This window comes from Rhodococcus sp. 06-1474-1B (assembly GCF_002258885.1).
GTDB classification, from domain to species: domain Bacteria; phylum Actinomycetota; class Actinomycetes; order Mycobacteriales; family Mycobacteriaceae; genus Rhodococcoides; species Rhodococcoides fascians.
Genome location: NZ_NOYR01000013.1, coordinates 42,106 through 59,848 on the forward strand (window position 1 = coordinate 42,106; position 17,743 = coordinate 59,848).

At 64.4% G+C, this 17,743-nt stretch carries 21 protein-coding genes; 7 read left to right on the top strand and 14 right to left on the bottom strand.

Annotation, left to right across the window (positions count from 1 at the left end; all coding sequences use genetic code 11):
- Positions 1-6 precede the first annotated feature (6 nt).
- Both CH266_RS03420 and CH266_RS03425 read left to right on the top strand, forming a co-directional pair.
- Positions 7-204: a hypothetical protein gene (locus CH266_RS03420; protein WP_255175829.1), complete on the top strand. Its 198-nt coding sequence runs from the start codon at positions 7-9 to the stop codon at positions 202-204.
- Positions 205-302: 98 nt separating this feature from the next.
- Positions 303-1,016, top strand: a complete 714-nt coding sequence (locus CH266_RS03425) for a CDP-alcohol phosphatidyltransferase family protein (RefSeq protein ID WP_141214479.1) — start codon at positions 303-305, stop codon at positions 1,014-1,016.
- On the opposite strand, the gene CH266_RS03430 is transcribed toward CH266_RS03425, so the two are convergent.
- Complete coding sequence (locus tag CH266_RS03430; RefSeq protein WP_094714718.1) at positions 964-1,800, bottom strand: YihY/virulence factor BrkB family protein; 837 nt, start codon at positions 1,798-1,800, stop codon at positions 964-966. The genes CH266_RS03425 and CH266_RS03430 overlap by 53 nt on opposite strands.
- Positions 1,801-1,839: 39 nt before the next feature.
- The gene (locus tag CH266_RS03435) at positions 1,840-2,232 is read right to left on the bottom strand and encodes an OsmC family protein (RefSeq protein ID WP_027496209.1); all 393 of its coding nucleotides are present in this window, start codon (positions 2,230-2,232) and stop codon (positions 1,840-1,842) included.
- A gap of 207 nt (positions 2,233-2,439) precedes the next feature.
- Here CH266_RS03435 and CH266_RS03440 point away from each other — a divergent pair, with 207 nt between their 5' ends.
- Positions 2,440-3,393 (top strand): hypothetical protein, encoded by a 954-nt coding sequence (locus tag CH266_RS03440; protein WP_032366265.1) that lies wholly within the window; start codon positions 2,440-2,442, stop codon positions 3,391-3,393.
- Between the two features lie 76 nt (positions 3,394-3,469).
- On the opposite strand, the gene CH266_RS03445 is transcribed toward CH266_RS03440, so the two are convergent.
- On the bottom strand, positions 3,470-4,651 hold the full coding sequence (locus CH266_RS03445) for a zinc-dependent alcohol dehydrogenase (RefSeq protein WP_032366266.1): 1,182 nt from the start codon (positions 4,649-4,651) through the stop codon (positions 3,470-3,472).
- Between the two features lie 127 nt (positions 4,652-4,778).
- On the opposite strand from CH266_RS03445, the gene CH266_RS03450 reads away from it, so the two are divergent.
- Positions 4,779-5,777, top strand: a complete 999-nt coding sequence (locus tag CH266_RS03450) for an iron-containing redox enzyme family protein (protein ID WP_051365077.1) — start codon at positions 4,779-4,781, stop codon at positions 5,775-5,777.
- Here CH266_RS03450 and CH266_RS03455 read toward each other — a convergent pair.
- Together CH266_RS03455 and CH266_RS03460 are read right to left on the bottom strand one after the other, a co-directional pair.
- Positions 5,759-5,923 carry a CDGSH iron-sulfur domain-containing protein gene (locus CH266_RS03455; protein WP_063216898.1) on the bottom strand — a complete coding sequence of 55 codons (165 nt, stop codon included), beginning with the start codon at positions 5,921-5,923 and terminating at the stop codon, positions 5,759-5,761. The two genes, CH266_RS03450 and CH266_RS03455, sit on opposite strands and share 19 nt — an antisense overlap.
- A gap of 61 nt (positions 5,924-5,984) precedes the next feature.
- Positions 5,985-6,671 (bottom strand): HemK2/MTQ2 family protein methyltransferase, encoded by a 687-nt coding sequence (locus CH266_RS03460; RefSeq protein ID WP_094666344.1) that lies wholly within the window; start codon positions 6,669-6,671, stop codon positions 5,985-5,987.
- Positions 6,672-6,873: 202 nt separating this feature from the next.
- Here CH266_RS03460 and CH266_RS03465 point away from each other — a divergent pair, with 202 nt between their 5' ends.
- Both CH266_RS03465 and CH266_RS03470 read left to right on the top strand, forming a co-directional pair.
- The gene (locus CH266_RS03465; RefSeq protein ID WP_094714719.1) at positions 6,874-7,341 is read left to right on the top strand and encodes a hypothetical protein; all 468 of its coding nucleotides are present in this window, start codon (positions 6,874-6,876) and stop codon (positions 7,339-7,341) included.
- A gap of 8 nt (positions 7,342-7,349) precedes the next feature.
- Positions 7,350-8,531 carry an NAD(P)/FAD-dependent oxidoreductase gene (locus CH266_RS03470; RefSeq protein WP_094714730.1) on the top strand — a complete coding sequence of 394 codons (1,182 nt, stop codon included), beginning with the start codon at positions 7,350-7,352 and terminating at the stop codon, positions 8,529-8,531.
- A gap of 25 nt (positions 8,532-8,556) precedes the next feature.
- Here CH266_RS03470 and glsA read toward each other — a convergent pair whose 3' ends face one another.
- Complete coding sequence (gene glsA, locus CH266_RS03475; RefSeq protein WP_032387098.1) at positions 8,557-9,765, bottom strand: glutaminase A; 1,209 nt, start codon at positions 9,763-9,765, stop codon at positions 8,557-8,559.
- Between the two features lie 121 nt (positions 9,766-9,886).
- Between glsA and CH266_RS03480 the strand changes: the two genes are divergently transcribed.
- Positions 9,887-10,870, top strand: coding sequence for a fumarylacetoacetate hydrolase family protein (locus CH266_RS03480; RefSeq protein ID WP_141214480.1), 984 nt, complete (start codon positions 9,887-9,889; stop codon positions 10,868-10,870).
- A gap of 3 nt (positions 10,871-10,873) precedes the next feature.
- Here CH266_RS03480 and CH266_RS25295 read toward each other — a convergent pair whose 3' ends face one another.
- From CH266_RS25295 to CH266_RS25115, 8 genes are all read right to left on the bottom strand, one after another.
- Positions 10,874-11,017, bottom strand: coding sequence for a hypothetical protein (locus tag CH266_RS25295; protein ID WP_176456996.1), 144 nt, complete (start codon positions 11,015-11,017; stop codon positions 10,874-10,876).
- A gap of 165 nt (positions 11,018-11,182) precedes the next feature.
- Complete coding sequence (gene katG, locus CH266_RS03485) at positions 11,183-13,378, bottom strand: catalase/peroxidase HPI (RefSeq protein WP_217900984.1); 2,196 nt, start codon at positions 13,376-13,378, stop codon at positions 11,183-11,185.
- A 75-nt stretch (positions 13,379-13,453) separates the two neighbouring features.
- Positions 13,454-13,933: a Fur family transcriptional regulator gene (locus tag CH266_RS03490; protein WP_094714722.1), complete on the bottom strand. Its 480-nt coding sequence runs from the start codon at positions 13,931-13,933 to the stop codon at positions 13,454-13,456.
- Positions 13,934-14,061: 128 nt separating this feature from the next.
- The gene (locus CH266_RS03495) at positions 14,062-14,331 is read right to left on the bottom strand and encodes a metal-sensitive transcriptional regulator (protein WP_032366273.1); all 270 of its coding nucleotides are present in this window, start codon (positions 14,329-14,331) and stop codon (positions 14,062-14,064) included.
- A 52-nt stretch (positions 14,332-14,383) separates the two neighbouring features.
- Entirely contained in the window at positions 14,384-14,803 is a 420-nt protein-coding gene (locus tag CH266_RS03500) for a DUF302 domain-containing protein (protein WP_032383505.1), read from the bottom strand.
- Positions 14,804-14,845: 42 nt separating this feature from the next.
- Complete coding sequence (locus CH266_RS03505) at positions 14,846-16,999, bottom strand: MMPL family transporter (protein ID WP_255175830.1); 2,154 nt, start codon at positions 16,997-16,999, stop codon at positions 14,846-14,848.
- Positions 17,000-17,163: 164 nt separating this feature from the next.
- Positions 17,164-17,628, bottom strand: coding sequence for a MarR family winged helix-turn-helix transcriptional regulator (locus tag CH266_RS03510; RefSeq protein WP_051365075.1), 465 nt, complete (start codon positions 17,626-17,628; stop codon positions 17,164-17,166).
- 14 nt (positions 17,629-17,642) lie between these two features.
- Positions 17,643-17,743 (bottom strand): biotin/lipoyl-containing protein (locus tag CH266_RS25115; RefSeq protein WP_141214481.1); only part of this gene is annotated, 101 nt, incomplete at its 5' end.

The window sequence follows — 17,743 nt, forward strand, 5'->3', positions numbered from 1 at the left end:
TGGATGATGGCGATTATCTTTTTCGTCGCTTTGCTGTGGGGCACAGTCGGTTACGTGTACGCAGACACCCATCCTCTGCAGCGAGCGGCATTCGTCGGAGGCGGAGTGTTGATCGCGGGATGGCTGATTCTGTTCGCGGCCGTCGGGATCAAAATATCGCGGCTCAAAGCCCGCAGAAGACAGAGCAACTCCGAAGAGCAGTAACAGTTCGAGCCGCTCGGGTGTGGGTTTCGAACGGGCGGGTATACACCGACGAATCTTTCGTAGAGTCGGTCTTTCGATTTGCCGAGCAAGGATCGTCGATGGTCAACCAGCGCAGCACACCGAGCCGGCGCACTTCGTCCGAACTTCCGGCGACCCGCCAGGAATATCTGTCGACATGGTCGGGTCTGCACAGCAACATCGATCCATCGTCGTCGGTGCTCGTGTCGACGTGGCTTCGTCTGGTGTACTTCCTGAGCGCCCCGCTCGTGCGCGCGTCCGTCTCGGCCCACGTCGTCACCGTCGCCGCGGTGGTTGCGGCTGCAGGATCGGTGGCGTTGTCCCGGCCGGGCACCTCGCTGCCCCTCCTGGCGGCGGTGCTCATCGTGTTCTCCGGGCTGCTCGACGGTATCGACGGCGGCGTGGCCATGATCGGCCGTTCCCAATCGCAGTGGGGCTATCTGCTGGACACGGTGTCGGATCGGTGCAGCGATTTGCTGTTCCTGGCGGGCAGCCTCGCGCTGGGTGCTCCGATGCCCATCGTCGTTGCCGTCGGTGTGACGACATTGCTGCACGAGACGGCCCGCGCGCGTGCCGTCGGAGCCGGGATCTCCGACGTCGGCTTTCTGACAGTGTGGGAGCGGCCGTCTCGGGTCGTTGCCGCCGTCGTCACCGCGACCGTTGCGGGCGGGGGCCCCGGTAGCGCTCAGACGTCCGCGACGATCGGGATATCGGTGACGTGTGGTCTGGCTGTTCTCGGGTTCACCCAGCTGATGTTCGGGCTGTACCGACGGGCCGATCGAACTCGGCGGTGATCAGCCAGCCGGCGAGCGCGAGCACGTGAAAGACGAACATCCACAACATGATTGCCACACCGCCGCCGATGTCGGTGAGACCGCCGAACGGTGCACCGAGGTCGACCGGAATGGCCAGGAACAGGATGAATCCGTGCACGAATCCGGTGACGATCGACGACGTGACCAGGGAGCCGACCACGAGTGCCCGCCACCCCACCGCCCGCGGCGCGATGACCCGGTAGGTCCAGGCAAGCGGAACGGCCAGGATCAGCCACAGGCAGTTGAACCCCAGAAATATTCGTAGAGCCAGCGCACCGGCACCTCCGCCGCCCGTGGTCGCGTGCAAGACGCGTGCGACGGTCAGCACCCCGATGAGCAACACCGGTGCGGCGACGAAGAAGGGCACCATGGCAGCTCTGCCTCGCCACCCGGTGAACGTTTCACGGGTCGGGGCGAAACGCACGATCGCCCTCCGCAGACCCTCTCCGTAGAACGTTGCGGGGAATATCGAGATCACGACTCCCAGCGGTCCCAGGTGTATTCCGGCATCGGCCAGGCCGTCGAGCGCCGCGCGGGCACCCAACGCATCGGGCAGTAACGCAGACATGGCGTCGAATCCGCCCTGTACCCACTGCGCCGACACCAACAACACGGTCGCCCGGATCGTCAGAAGCAACAGCGGGACGACGGCAATCACCGCGTAGAACGTCAGTCCGCCCGCGATCAGCGTGGTGTCCTCACGCGCGAAGCCGGCTTTGATCGCCTGCACTCCGCGAACCGCCCGAACGCGAATGGATGTCATCGCGCGCGTTCGGAGCAGGTCCGCCGATCGATCGAGCGGTTATTCAAGGGTGACGTCCACGGCGTCGATCACTTTGAGGAACGGGCAGATCGACGTGGCCTGCGCGAGTACGGCCTCCGGGTTGTCGGTGCCCGGTAGCGACACCGACAGTGCGAATTTCGCGTCGTAACCGGATGCGTCGGAATCTGTCAGCACGACGGTGCCCTTGACCGCGAGTTCGTCGACACTGCCGCCGACGGTCCCCAGTGCGATCCGCAGTGACTCCACCAAGCAACTCGACAGCGCTGCGGCCATCAACTGCTCGGGGTTGGTGGCCTCGCCCGGGCCACCGAGTTCGGCCGGTTCTCGCACACTCAACGACAGCACTCCGTCGTCGGAGGTCACGCCGGTCGCAGTTGCAGAGACGGTTGCTGTGTACAGCTCGGTAGTCATCGGTGTCGGATGTCCATTCCGCTGCCGATCGAAACCGTTGAATCCCGCCGACACGAGTAGCGGTTCGGACGTGTCGCTGTTCACACCTGCGGTACAGCCGTTTGGCAAAACTTACCGGCGGGTAACACCCGAACAGGGCCGAGCATCACGCTGTGACCCACAGGCATCGGCCGGATCCATGTACCCACCCACCGAAAGGGGAGCACCATGAGCACATCGACTTTGATCGCTCAGTTGCGGATTGCACTGCAGCTGACACACACCGAAATCCAGGTCGCGGAAACCCGCGTCGTGCAGGCGCGCACCGAAGCGGTTCGTCGGGAACTGACGCAGAACGCCGCCAACGGACGTGACCGCGCCGCCGCCATCGAGGAAGCACTGCGCAACCTCGGCGGGCTACCCGAGGTAGTGGCACCGTTCATCGGACGCACCTTCGCAGCGGTGAAGGCAGTCGCCGAGCAGGCGCAGCCGTTCGACGAGGCACTGCTGGGCGATCTCGCCCTCGAGCAGCAACTGTTGGGTCGAGCGAAGTACATCAAGGCTCTGGCGACAGCAGCCGAGGAACCGTCCGTCGTGGCACTGGCCGGCCGCTTGGCCACCGCGCATGCCGCCACGGTCGAATGGCTCGAGACCGTCCTCGCCGAAGACGCCCTGGGTGGACCCGCCGCACTGCGCCGGACGCCTTTTCAGGCAGCTGCCGGCACCGCAGTCAAGATCGTCAACGCACCGGCCAACTGGTCGGCCCGCGGTCTCGACCGCGCACTGGACGCCGCTCGCGCCACCCCGGATCGACTGAGCGCTCTGCTGGGCCGCGGTGCACACGCAGGCGACGTCGCCGTCAGAACGTTGACCGCCAGCCGCGATGCAGCACTCGAAGCCGCCGAGGATGTCACCCGTAGCGAAGGTGTCGATTCTGTCGCCGACGCCATTCACACCGCGCGGTCCGCCGGTGGAACTCTCGGTGCCGACGAGCTTCCCGTAGCGGATTACGACGACCTCAACGTCTCGGACGCGGTGGCCGCCATCAAGGAACTGACCACACCCGCCGACGTACGCACTGTCGTGGCGTACGAGGAGGCACACAAGAACCGCCACGGAGTCGTGTCTGCAGGACAGACTCGCCTGGCAGCAATCGCCAAGGACGTCATCTCCGTCGACTGACGACGATCGATCGTTCCTTCTGCGAATACCGATGCGGCCCGTGAAGTTCCGGGCCGCATCGCTGTATTCGAAAGGTTCAGGGCTTCAACAGAACCTTGATCGCACCGTCCTGCTTCTTCTGGAAGATGTCGTACGCATGCGGCGCTTCTTCGAGCGAAAGCTCGTGAGTAGCGAACGAATCGACGCCCAACGGATCGTCGTCGCCGAGAAGCGGCATGATGTCGTCGACCCATCGCTTGACGTTCGCCTGGCCCATCCGCAGCTGAATTTGCTTGTCGAACAAGGTCATCAACGGTAGCGGATCGGCCATACCTCCGTACACACCGATGATCGAGATGGTTCCGCCGCGTCGAACGATGTCGATTGCCGAGTACAGCGCACCCAGCCGGTCCACGCCGGCCTTCTGCATCATCGGCGCAGCCACGGCGTCGGGCAGCATTCCGACGATCTGCTGGGCCAGCTTGCCGACCGGTGAGCCGTGCGCCTCCATTCCGACGGCATCGATCACCGCGTCCGTTCCTCGGCCGTCGGTCATGTCACGAATGACGTCGCCGACGCCCCCGCTGTGTTCGGCCAGATTCACCGTTTCGATTCCCCGTGCCGCAGCTCGCGCCAGGCGCTCGGGTACGAGGTCGACAGCAATGACCCGAGCACCCTTGTGCTGGGCGATGCGGGCGGCCATGTCTCCGATGGGACCGAGTCCGAGCACCGTCACCGACCCGCCTGCAGGTATCGACGCGTACTCCACCGACTGCCACGCGGTAGGCAATACGTCGGAGAGGTAGACGAATCGCGAATCGGGTCCGGCCTCGGGGACCTTGATGTGCGTGAACTGCGCCTGCGGAACACGGAGGTACTCCGCTTGCCCACCGGGCACTTGGCCGTACAGCTTGGAGAAGCCGAACAACGCTGCACCCATGCCCTGCTCACGAACCTGGGTGGTCTCGCACTGGGTGTACAGACTCGAATTGCACATGTAGCAATGTCCACACGAAATCTGGAACGGGATGACCACACGGTCTCCGACGGCGAGATCGCCTGTCTCCGAACCGACTTCCTCCACGATGCCCATGGGCTCGTGACCCAGAATATCGCCCTGGTCCATGAAGGCACCGAGCGTCTCGTACAGGTGTAGGTCCGATCCGCAGATATTGGTGGTCGTGATCTTCACAATTGCGTCCGTCGGCGCTTCGATGCGGGGATCGGGCACCGAATCGACGCTGACGTTCCTCTTGCCCTGCCATGTCACTGCGCGCATGGAGGCTCCTCTCTGTTACTCGACCCCGAAACTCGGAATCGCACGAAGCGGATTACCTGCTTCGTATGCGTGCAAACGCATCGGACCCACACGATTGACCGTGACCGGCAGCGGGTAGGCGTGAACAATGAGTGTTGTGACCCCTTCCATCGCCCCCACCCTCGTGTCGCCTCGGTTGCCGGTGCCGTGTGGTCCACTCTCGGACGCCGTGATCCGGTATCTCTCCACCGGCGGCGGTGCCGCACTGCCCAGCGCGTCGGATGCCGATCCGACGTCGCGTGATATGCAACTGGCGTTGCTCATCAGCTACGAACTGCACTACCGCGGGTTCGAGGGCGTGGACGACGAACTGGAGTGGGATCCAGCACTGCTGCAGTTCAGAGCAGCACTCGAATCCGCGTTTCTGAACTACGTGCGCTCGAATGTCGAACCCGGCGACGACGTCGTCGCCGAAATGAAGCGACTGTCGGTCGAGGCGTCGTCCGGTACCGGCCCGTCGTGGTTCCTGCGGGACGAAGGATCGTGGGAGCAGATGCGCGAGTACTTCGTACATCGGTCCATCTACCACCTCAAGGAAGCGGATCCCCATGCGTGGGCGATCCCGAGGCTGGTCGGCCAGGTCAAGGCCTCGTATGTCGCCGTCGAATTCGACGAGTACGGCGGTGGCAGGGGTGAGCGTGTCCACCAGCATCTGTGGGCCGAATCCATGACGGCAGCAGACCTCGATGCGTCCTACCTCGGGTACGTGGATCGCGTCCCCGCCCAGACACTCGCGTGGGTCAACCTCATGTCGTTGTTCGGATTGCACCGCAGCCGCCGAGGTGCCACCGTGGGCCATTTCGCCGCCACGGAGATCACGTCCTCGCCGGGTTCACAGCGGTTCGTGCAGGGCCTTCGCAGGCTGTCAGCGCCGGCTGCATGCATCGCGTTCTACGCGGAGCACGTCGAGGCCGACGCCGTCCACGAGCAGGTCCTGCGCCACGACGTGGTGGAGAACCTGATCGGACAGGAACCGCACATCGAAGCCGACATCGTATTCGGCATGCGCGCACTGGATTTCGTCGAGAACGAGCTCGCGGACCACGTGATGCAGCGGTGGTCCGCCGGTCAGTCGTCGCTGGACTGACTCGCTCGTCGCTTCGCGCGATGGCTCGTGTCGCACAGCGGGTACGTCTTGCTGCGCTTGCACGTGCACAGCGCGACGACGAAACGATCCGAGGTGACGACGGAGCCGTCGTCGAGTTCGATCTCGACCGGCCCGTCGATCAGCATCGGTCCGCCCCGGACCAGTCTCACCCGAGTGCGCGCAGGTGCAGCGTCACCACCCGTCGACTCATCGCTTGTCGCCACGCAACACCACCAATTCTTCCGTTCTGCGGCCTGATTCGAGCACGCCCTTGGCCTCGAGCCACTCGGCACGAGCCGTCATGACGGGCCCGAAGTCGATTGTGCGGCACGCCGCCTCCGATGCACCGAAACCGTGAGTATTCAGCATCTCCCGTGTTCGCTGCGGACCCGAGAATTCCGAGTGGACCACCAGCAGCACACCACCGGGTGCCAGCAGTTCCGCGCCTCGCGTGCACAGAGGGTCGAGCACCACTCGCCCGTCCTCACCCGCATCCCAGGCGCGGTGCAAACCCATGCCGGTGGGCGCGGTCTCCGACGGAACGTACGGAGGGTTGCACAGCAGAATGTCGAACGGCTCCAGCTCGGCTGCCTCCGAGAACGACCCCAGCCGCACATCCACATCGACTCCGACCGACCGGGCATTGCGCTGCGCACAGGCAACCGCACGCGGAGAGATGTCGAAGGCCACCACCTCGCGGGCACCGAGCAGTGCTGCGGTGATGGCCACTGCGCCGCTACCGGTACACATGTCGAGTACACGGGCTCCAGGCACGAGCCCCGAATCTGCGGCGACGTCGCACAGCAGAAGTGAATCCTCCTGAGGCTCGTACACTCCGGGATCGGCGTGCACTCGTGCCAGCGAACGGACGGAATCGAATTCGGCTGTCGTCATGGACATTCCTCCCAGCGTGGATTGTCGGATTCGTATTCCCGTGTCCGAGCCCCGCAAACCGGTTGTTCGGAACAGGCTTACCGACACGCACTTCGGGGTAGTGCTAGGACGTGTGTGGTTGAGGAGCAGCCCGCAGTCTCGGCAGTCGACTGCCGCACTCCCCCTGCACGGGTTCAGGAGTTCGGCTCCAGAGGAGTTGTCCATGATCGTCGTTCCGTCCATTCGAACTCCGCTCGCCGGTGTGGTTCCATCGCTCTCCACCACCGGCGACCGTGCCTCGAGTACCCGCTCCTCTCTCCCGGAGGCCGAGATGACGGTGTCGGTCGACGAGAGCGCGGGCGACGACATCGAGGTGCGCATTGCCGGCACCATCACCGACGTCGACGTTCCGGTGCTGGCCGAGACGTTGGGGGAAGCCGCCGAGCGCGGCCGGGCTCTCATTCTCGATCTGTCTCGCGTCACGTTCGTCGCGGCGGGAGTTCGCTCCGTGCTCGACGCCACCGCTATTCGCCAAAGTCGCTGGCAGCAGCAACTCTCCGTCGTGCTTCCCGACGGCGCAGACCCGAGCGGCGTCTTGGACCGCGTCTTCGTCTACCGCACGCTCGCCGAAGCCCGCACCGAAACCGGTGCCCGCACCGACGTCACAGCGCAGGCGGCCGATTCACGGTGAGCCGCACCATGTACGACGTGCTGATCATCGGTGGAGGCAATGCCGGTATCAGCGCGGCCGCACGACTGCTGAAGAAGGGCGTGTCCGACGTCGCCGTGATCGAGCCCAAGCAGGTGCACACGTACAAGCCCCTGTTGTCGTACGTCGGTGCCGGTCAGGCACCGCTGACCGAGGCCGAACGGACCCAACGCTCGGTGACCCCCGAGGGCTGTGTGTGGCTCGAAGATTCGGTCGTGTCGGTGGATCCGGCAGAACGATCGGTTCGCTGCGCGTCGGGAATCGAGTACGGCTACCGCGATCTCGTGCTGGGGCAAGGCCTGATCGCCGACGAAGCCGCTCTGCCGGGTGTGCACGCGGCACTTCGTTTTCCCGATGTCGCCAGCAATTACCTCGACCGGGCCGAGCGCACATGGCGGCTGGTCCGTGACCTGCCTGCACACAGCCACGCCGTGTTCACCGTGCCGCGTCCGCCCGTCGGGTGTACCGGGACAACCGTCAAGCCGCTGTTTCTCGCGGCGGCCCATTGGAAACGCACAGGACGACTACCGACCGTCGACATCACGTTGGTCGTAGATCGTGAGAGTCTGCTCGGTGTCCCTGACCTGGACCCCCGGCTCGCCGGCCACCTCCGAGACCTGGGTGTGCGCGTCCTGATGGATACATCGGTCACGGCGCTCGAGCCGGAGAGCAAGCGCATCACCGTCACCGATCACGCCGGGGTCGACGAGCGAATCGACTACGACATGCTGCACCTGGTCCCGCCGTATCGCGGACCACTGTGGGTACAGGAGTCCGGTCTGGCCGGAGAGCAGCAGCACGGTGTCGTCGACATCGACTCCCGCACGATGCGGCACCGACGCCACCCCGAGGTGTGGGCTGCGGGCGACGGTGCAGCGATCGACACCGACTCGTCGGGTGGCGCTCTACGCCAACAGATTTCGGTTCTCGTCGACAATCTCGTCGCATCCAGGAGCGGCGGAGCGATGTCGAATTACGACGGGTACACCGTCGCACCCATCGCTGTCGAAGCACACACTCTGATTGCTGCCGAGTTCGACCGCACCGGTGCACTGGTCTCGTCGCTACCCTCGTTTCTCGATCCCCTCAAACCCAGACGGTCCGCGTGGGCGTTCGACCGATACGGCCTACCGCAGTCCTACTGGCACATGATTCTCGCCGGGAGACTGTGACACCGACCGTCTGGTTCGAGGTGTGTCAGCTGTCCCGGGAGGCGTTCATCAGCCCGTCGGGATCCTCGACGACGACGCGGTAGCCGTCGTCTTCCAGTCCGCTCACAGCCTCTCGAAGGAGGCGCTGTGCAGCGCCGTCGACGGCGCGCACTTCGGTGAAATCGACGACTATCTCCTCGCAGTCCGGGACGCCGGCCGCAAGACGGGCGACGACGGATTCCGCACCGGCGAACCTCAGCTCGCCCTGCAGTTCGACGGTGGTGACGCCGTCGGATTCGCTCAGCGTGCGAATGGCGGATTCGCCGCTGGGAGGGACGTGCATCATGTGCAGACCGAGGTCGCGTGACAACCTCTCGAACACCGCAACCCCGCGGACGCTGTTTCCGTGCTCGTTCAACCGGGGCGAGATCACGGCAACGCCCACCTGACCGGGGAGCACGCCCATGATGGCTCCCGCGACTCCACTCTTGGCCGGAATGCCCACTGTCGCAATCCAACTGCCGCTGCCGTCGTACATCCCACAGGTTGCCATGACAGCGAGAACGTGACGGTTGACCGCGGGGTCGACGACCTGTCGGCCGGTGGCCGGATCGGTTCCGCCGTTCGCCATCACCGAGGCGATCACGGCCAGATCGTTGCACGTCACCGTCACCGCGCACTGGCGCGCATACCCGTCGACGACGACCGCGGGTTCCGCACCGAGGTGGCCGACCGACTTCAGCAGGTGCGCGATCGCGGTATTTCGATCGTCGGATTCCAGTTCGGCCTCGTACACCGCCCGATCGATGTGGAGTTCGCGGCCGGCCATGGCTCCGAGTAGCTCGATGAGCCGCCCCGCTCGTTCTTCGCCGTCACTGCCCGCGATCATCGAATGTACCGCCAGCGCACCGGCATTGATCAGAGGGTTGCGAGGTCGACCGGTCCGCGCCTCCAACGAGATCTCGTTGAACGAATCACCCGACGGTTCGACGTCGACGGCCTCGAGCACCGCTGCGAGCCCGTTGTCCTCGATGGCCAGCGCATAGGCCACGGCTTTGGCGATCGACTGGATGGAGAATTCGGTGTCGGTATCGCCCGCCCCGTAGTGCGACCCACCGACGGTGGCGAGCGCAACCGCGAACGTGTCGGGATCAGCCGCCGCCAATTCAGGGTTGCCGCTCGACATTTCCCCATCGTCGAGGTGTCGGCACTCCGTCAGGACGGACTGAAGATACTCGGGCACCGGTGATCTCATCACCCCACGCTAACCGTCGGGTCTTGACACGCCGACCGTGGCACCGTTTACACTCCGGGTTCCTCAACCGTTGTGGAGCATCGCTCCGCACAGATCGGACGCGCCCGTGCGATTGCGACGCTTGACCTCCACCGATTCCGCCGACCGCCTTGCCGTCCACGTGCCCGACACGACCACGTGGATCGATCTCGAGGCTGCGGTCTCGACTCTGGGTGCCCCCGAGATCCTGCGCCCGCTCACCGGGTCCATGCTTCGGTTCCTCGATGCAGGTGAACCCGCACGTGAAGCCGCAACGACGGTGGCGCGGCGGGCGGCCGACGAGGGCATCGCGACGATGGACCGACCGGCACCGACCCTTCCGGTCGTTCCGGCGTCACTGCGCTGCTTCCTGGGCTGGGACGAGCACTGGGACCTGGCCGCACACAACCTCGTTCGGCGAAATCTACCGCGTGCCGTCCCGTTCATCCGTGGATTCGAGATGCTGACGCGTCGAACATTCCCGGCCCTGCGTCCCGGTCCGGGGTTCGACGACCATCCGATCTACTACACCGGTAACCACCTGACCGTCGTCGCCGACGGGGCCGATGTCGAGTGGCCGTCGTACAGCCGAGTTCTCGATTTCGAGCTCGAATTCGGTGCCGTCGTCACCCGACCGATCCGAGATGCATCCGAGCGGGAGGCCGAGGCTTCGATAGGCGGTTACGTCGTCTTCGACGACATCAGCGCGCGGGACACGCAGTGGGAAGAGCAGCGCCGGACTCCGTTCGGTCCGGTCGTCAAGACCAAGACGTTCGCCAGTTCGATGGGCGCAGACATCGTCACCCCCGATGAGGTTGCGGCGCATATAGATTCGCTGGCCGCGACCGTCCGGGTCAACGGCGAGCTCTGGTCCACCACCAGCACTGCCGGCATGCGCTATTCCATGGGTGAATCTCTGGCGTATGCGAGTCGCGGCGAGAGCATCCACCCCGGCGAGCTCCTGACGTCGGGCACTCTGCCTCGCGGTTGCGGGCTCGAACTCGACCGGTGGATTGCTCCGGGCGACCGCGTCGAACTCGATATCGAACGAATCGGCTCCGTCACCAACACCATCGGCGCTCGCTGAGTCCTATCGGATTCCGCGCTCGATGTCCGACTTGTCGGTCGACGCGTCCTGGAACATCTCGAGGAACGACCCGAAACCGGATGCACTCTGACGTGTTTCGTCTCTGTTGTTGTCCGCAGAGCCTGCGGATACGTCCTGTTGTGTCATGCAACCAGCATGACAATCGGACATTGCGACAAATCCAGGTGCAAAGTCACGAATCGGCATCGAAAGATAACAGCCCGGTAACGACGAACTCGAAGCTGTGGATGGATCCAGCTCGTATTCCATCCACAACTTCGAGTTCGGGTGGCGCATCAGCGCCGGTGAGTACTAGGCGAGCTCGAAGCGATCGAGCATCATGACCTTGTCCCAGGCCGCGACGAAGTCCCGCACGAACTTCTCCTTGGCGTCATCGCAAGCGTAAACCTCTGCGAGAGCGCGCAATTCGGAGTTCGAGCCGAAGACCAGATCGTTACGGGTTCCGGTCCACTTCTTCTCGCCGGTAGCGGCGTCCTTGGCCTCGTAGATGCCGTCCTCCGCGGTGGGAACCCATTCGGTGCCCATGTCGAGGAGGTTGACGAAGAAGTCGTTGGTGAGCGTGCCGACCTTGTCGGTGAGGACGCCGTGCGTCGACCCCTTGTAGTTCGCGCCGAGTACACGCAGACCGCCGACCAGCACGGTCATCTCCGGTGCACTGAGCGAGAGCAGGTTGGCCCGATCGACCAGGTTGAACTCGGCGGGCAGCTTCTGGCCCTTGCCCAGGAAGTTGCGGAAGCCGTCCACCTTGGGCTCGAGATCGGAGAACGAGTCGACGTCCGTCTTCTCCTGCGTCGCATCCATGCGGCCCGGGGTGAACGGAACTGTGATGTCGACGCCTGCATTCTTGGCGGCCTGCTCGACGGCTGCGACGCCGCCGAGGACGACGAGATCCGCGAACGACACCGTTCCGGAGAACGACTGCTGAATGCCTTCGAGAACGCGGATGACCTGTGCGATCTCGTCGGGCTCGTTGACCTCCCAGCCGGCCTGCGGCTGCAGGCGCAGACGGCCACCGTTGGCACCGCCGCGCTTGTCGCTGACGCGGAACGACGATGCCGCCGCCCATGCAGCCGAGATCAGCTGATCCTGGCTCAGTTCGGAACCGAGGATGGCCTGCTTGAGCTCGGCGATCTGTGCGTCACCGATCAGCTCGTGATCGACGGCCGGAATCGGGTCCTGCCAGAGCAGGGGCTCCGCCGGAACCTCGGGGCCGAGGTAACGCGAGACCGGTCCCATGTCGCGGTGGGTGAGCTTGAACCATGCCTTCTGGAACTCTTCTGCGAGCTCTTCGGGATGATCGAGCCAACGACGGGTGATCTGCTCGTAGATCGGATCGACGCGCATCGCGATGTCGGAGGTCAGCATCGACGGGTGGCGACGCTTGGACGGATCCGCCGGGTCGGGAACGAGATCCGCGCCTTCTCCGTTCTTCGGACGCCACTGGTGTGCGCCACCCGGGCTCTTGTAGAGCTCCCACTCGAAGCCGTAGAGGGTCTCGAGGAACGAGTTGTCCCACTGGGTCGGCGTCGGGGTCCAGATGACCTCGAGTCCGCTGGTGATCGCGTCGGCGCCCGAGCCGGTGCCGAAGCTGTTCTTCCAGCCCAGGCCCATCTGCTCGATGGGCGCGCCCTCGGGCTCCGGTCCGATGTGGGCATCGGGGTCGGCTGCGCCGTGGGTCTTGCCGAAGGTGTGTCCACCGACCGCAAGTGCCGCGGTCTCGATGTCGTTCATGGCCATGCGGCCGAAGGTCTCGCGGATGTCGAGTGCGGACTGCACGGGATCCGGATTGCCGTTGGGGCCTTCGGGATTGACGTAGATCAAGCCCATCTGCACTGCGGCCAGCGGGTTCTCGAGGCTCGTGCGGTCACCGTGGTAGCGCTCGTCGCCCAACCAGGTCTGCTCGGGGCCCCAGTAGACGTCCTCGTCCGGCTCCCAGGCGTCGACGCGTCCGCCGGCGTAGCCGTAGGTCGGCAGCCCCATGGACTCGATGGCGACGTTTCCGGTGAGCACGATCAGGTCGGCCCACGAGAGCTTGCGGCCGTACTTCTGCTTGATCGGCCAGATCAGACGGCGGGCCTTGTCGAGCGACGCGTTGTCGGGCCAGCTGTTGAGTGGTGCGAAGCGCTGCATACCCGCTCCGGCACCGCCGCGGCCGTCCTGCTTGCGGTACGTGCCCGCCGCGTGCCACGCCATGCGGATGAAGAACGGACCGTAGTGCCCGAAGTCCGCAGGCCACCACGGCTGCGAGTTCGTCATCACGGCTTCGATGTCACGCTTGACCTCGGCGAGATCGAGAGAATTGAACTCGGCGGCGTAGTCGTAATCCGCACCCATCGGATCGCCCACGGCCGGGTTCTTCTTGAGGATCTTGAGATTGAGCGCCTTGGGCCACCACTCGCGGTTGCCGCCGCCTTCGACAGGCGTGGGCATCGCGTCGTGCATGACCGGACACTTGCCACCGCTCTCCTGCGGCTGATCCTCGTTCATCTCTTTTTCGCGTGTTACGTGATCTTCAGACACGTGCTTCCTTCCAAGGTGTGACGATCGGGCTGTGATCGGTGGTCACGAACTCTGCTGTGTTCGAGACCGGGGAGGGAACTGAACGGGAACTGCCGGCTGCTCGCGAGCAGCCGAACACTGTGCGCAGAAGCCCCAGTAGATGACCTCTGCCTCGTCGATCGTGAAACCGACGGAGTCCGATGCGGTGAGACACGGCGTCTCGCCCACCGCGCAATCCACGTCTGCGATCGCGCCGCAGTTGCGGCACACAGCGTGGTGATGGTTGTCCCCGACCCGAGATTCGTATCGTGCGGGAGATCCCGCGGGCTCGATGCGACGCACCAGGCGCGCAGCGGTCAGGGCATTGAGAACGTCGTACACCGTCTGGCGTGATACCTCGGGGAGCACCGATCGGACGAGTCCGAGAATCGTGTCGGTGTCCGCATGCGGGTTGGTTTCGACGACCTCGAGCACGGTGACCCGCGGACGGGTCACGCGCAAATCGGCGGTGCGTAATTGCTCCGCATAGGGTGAGATCGGCATCACAGCGTCAGTATCCTCCGGTTTTCTGGACCAAGTCAAGTATGCAGTCGAATCCGCTGCTTGTCGACTGCAACTCGGTATCGACGGCAACCCGACACATGCCGTTCGTCCGGAGTTCGGCCGGCGGCTCAGGCCAGAGCCAGGAACAACTTTTCGAGCTCGGCCTCGGTCATCGGTTCCCTACCGTCAGCAGCATCCCCCGTCATGCACTCCCGTAGGCCGGTTGCCACGATCTTGAACCCGGCACGGTCGAGCGCCCGCGACACGGCAGCGAGCTGGGTGACGACGTCCTTGCAATCACGACCGTTCTCGATCATCCCGATGACACCCGCAAGTTGGCCGTGCGCACGCTTGAGCCGGTTGAGTACCAGTGCAATGCTGTCTTCGTCGCCGATCATGTCGATTCCTTCGATGGTGGTAGCAGTGAAGCCCAGGGTACCCCCGGGGGCATCATTGCGGCGCGGTACCGGTACCGCCGAGGGCCGCGATTGCCGCCTGCAGTTTCGCCGTGGCCTCGGCGGCGACCGCACCCAACCGCGGCTCACCGGTGACCTCGACCATGATGGCCGGGTTCATGGCCTCGACGACGACGGACCGCGCCGCCGCCGGGTTCTCACGTACGACCACATTGCACGGCAACAGCAGACCGATCTGCTTCATCACCCCCACTGCGCGGTGAGCCAGTCCCGGGTTGCACGCGCCCAGGATCACGTAGCGCTCCATGTCCTCGTCGAGCTTGGCCTTCAACGTGGCCTGCATGTCGATTTCGGTGAGAACTCCGAATCCCTGCTCCGACAACGCCTTTCTCGTGCTCTCGATCGCGTCGGCGAAATCGGTGTCGGTCAGGGTGGTGGACAGTGCGATGTTCATGATGTCTCCTCGAAAATTGTTGTGTCAGTGTGAGCTGTCGATTCAGTGTGAAAAGCGGATGGAGGGCAGGACGGCACGTAGCCATGCCGGCGACCACCACGCGCCGTGTCCGGTCAGCCGTAGCAGGACCGGAAGCAGGACGAGTCGAACCAGGAACGCGTCGAGCAGTACCGCAACACCCAGGATGATGCCCATCTCTTTCGGGGGCAACGGATCCGACAGTGCGAATGTGAAGAACACTGCCACCATCACCGCTGCTGCGGCAAAGATGACTCGTCCCGAGTGGGCCAACCCGTCGACCTGGGCAACCTTGGAATCACCGGAGCGCTCGTAATGTTCCTTGGCGGTAGCCAGGAGGAACACCGTGTAGTCCATGGCGATGGCGAAGATCATCGCGAAGAAGAAGACCGGGCCCCAACCGTCGAGAAATTTCTGCGGCGTGAAGCCCAGCAGCGAGGATCCGTGTCCGTCCTGGAAGATCAGCTTGGCGACGCCGAACGCCGCCGCGGTGGACAGCAGGCTCACCGCGGTACCGAGCAACGCGATGAGCGGAGCCTGAAGCGCCACCAGCAGCAGCACGAATCCGAGAACCAGGATGATCCCGACGACAATCGGCAGGTAGTCGTTCAAAGCCTGCTGCAGGTCCAGGTTCTCGGCCGGTGCTCCGCCGACGAGTGCCGAATCGGGCAATGTCGATCGCAGCTCGGCGAGAACGGAGCCCATCGCTTCGTCGGACGGATCCACCGACGGAATTGCCTGCAGCAGTGCATATCCCGAATCGTCAGCAGCACTCTGCGGCGGCGTCACCATCGAGATCCCGTCGACCCGCGCAGCGACGGTTGCGGTCTCGGCAGCATCCACTTCGGGAACCACGATCTGCAGCGAACCCGGTGCGCCCGGTCCGAACCGGTCCTGAACGAGCTCGTAACCCTGCCGCACGGGGGCATCCTCGGGCACCACTGCTATCGACGGCATTGCCACCTTCAGCCCGAGCACCGGCAGGGCGAGCGCAATCAGAATCCCCACCGACACGACCGCGAACGGCCACGGGTGCTTGTGCAGCAACTCCCCCCATGCCGCGAACCTTGGGGATCGATGCACTTGACGCTTGGCGTACGGCAACGAAGCGGCGTTGACCTTGGGTCCGAGCGCACCCAATGCCGCAGGCAGCAGAGTCATCGTTGCCAGCAACACGAAGGCGACAGCCAACATGATCCCGACGGCCATCGTGCGCACCGCCGGCGCGGGGACCAGCAGCACTGCGGACAGACTCACCAGCACCGTCAGCCCGGACAACACGACGGCCTTACCTGCGGTGTCCATGGTGGCGGCGACGGCAGCCCGAGGGTCGGTGTTCCGCAGCGCGTCGCGGAATCGAGCGACGATGAACAGGGCGTAGTCGATTCCCAGCGCGAGGGCGAACATCATTGCAAAGTTCATGGCCCACACCGAGATCGGCGTGACACCGTTGAGCAGAACCAGACCACCAGCGGAGGCAACGAGCCCCGCGACGGTGAGCAGCAGCGGCAAACCGGCCGCGACGAGGGAACCGAAGGCAAGCACCATGATCGCCAAGGTGACCGGCCACGAGAACAGTTCGGCTTGGATCATGGCGTCGTGGTTCGCCTTGTTGAAGTCCGACCACAGGGCCGACGAACCGGTGGGATACACCTCGATTCCGTCGGTCGAGAGCGCAGTCAACCGCTCCTTCACATCGTCGACGGCCTTCACCATCTCGTCGGTCGTGCCGTTCGCCCCGGCGATGACGATGCCGGTGCGGCCGTCCGGGCTGATCGTCATATTCGGTTGCGGCGCAACGACGTCTCCGAATCGGGAGTCACCGGAGAACACCTCGGTCACGTCGTCGATCACTGCCCGAACAGCGGGGTCCGTGATGGATGCTGCGTCGGAGTGAACGACCACCTGCACCGCTGCGGACGAATTGCCACCGAAATGCTGCTGGGCCAGTTCTCGAACCTGTACGGATTCGGATCCGTTCGCCTGCCACCCGGCTCCCGCCAGAGAGGTGAAGACCGAGGGCGCGAACGAACCGAGGCCGATCAGCGCGATGAGCCATGCGCCGAACACCCAACGACGGTGGGTCACCATCGACGCACCCGCACGGCCGAGTAGTCCCGGCCCTCTCGCGGGCAGGTCGTCAGGTGGGCGAAGGATTTCGGCATCGCGCAGCGACATGGTTCTCCTATACGGGTGGGGGTATCGATCGAGGCGGACGAAACCCCGAGCAATCGAACGTGCCCACCATTGCACATACCCAAGGGGGTATGCAAGTACCCCTGGGGGTATCACCCCAGGGGTACTTGCATCACCGTCGGCGGATCACAACCAGGACGTGTCGGTCAGCGCCGCCTGTTCCACTGCTTCTCGATGCCGCGCAGCACTTCGAGTGTCTGTTCGGAATCTGCATCGACCGCCATCCGCGACCGAGCCCGTTCGAGCGCACGTTCGGCACGTGTCACCGCGCGATACCCCGAGTCGGTGGCGTCGACCAAGTACTGCTGTCGATTTCGCGGATTGACACTGCGCACCAACAGGCCCGCGTCGACGAGACTGGCAGTTGTCGCAGTGATGCTGGTTCGGTGTCGCACCAATTCACGTGAGAGCGCGCTGTACGACAACGGCCCTCTCCGACAAACCAATTCGAGTACCTCGTACCGTGCCCAGCTCAGTCCCTGGGCATCGAGCGCCTCCGCCAACCGCACCCGGGCGGCCGAGGCCATCCGCAATACCGTGGACACGATCTCGAACTCGGTGGAATGCGCCGGAGAGGTGTCGCCGTCGAACGATTCAGCGAGGGCAGTCATCGAAAGGTACTCCCCTACTTGATTTCTGCGAGGACGGTGCCTTGGGTGATGGCGTCGCCTGCGGTGACGCTCAGGCCGGTGATGGTGCCTGCTTTGTGGGCGGTGACGGGGTTTT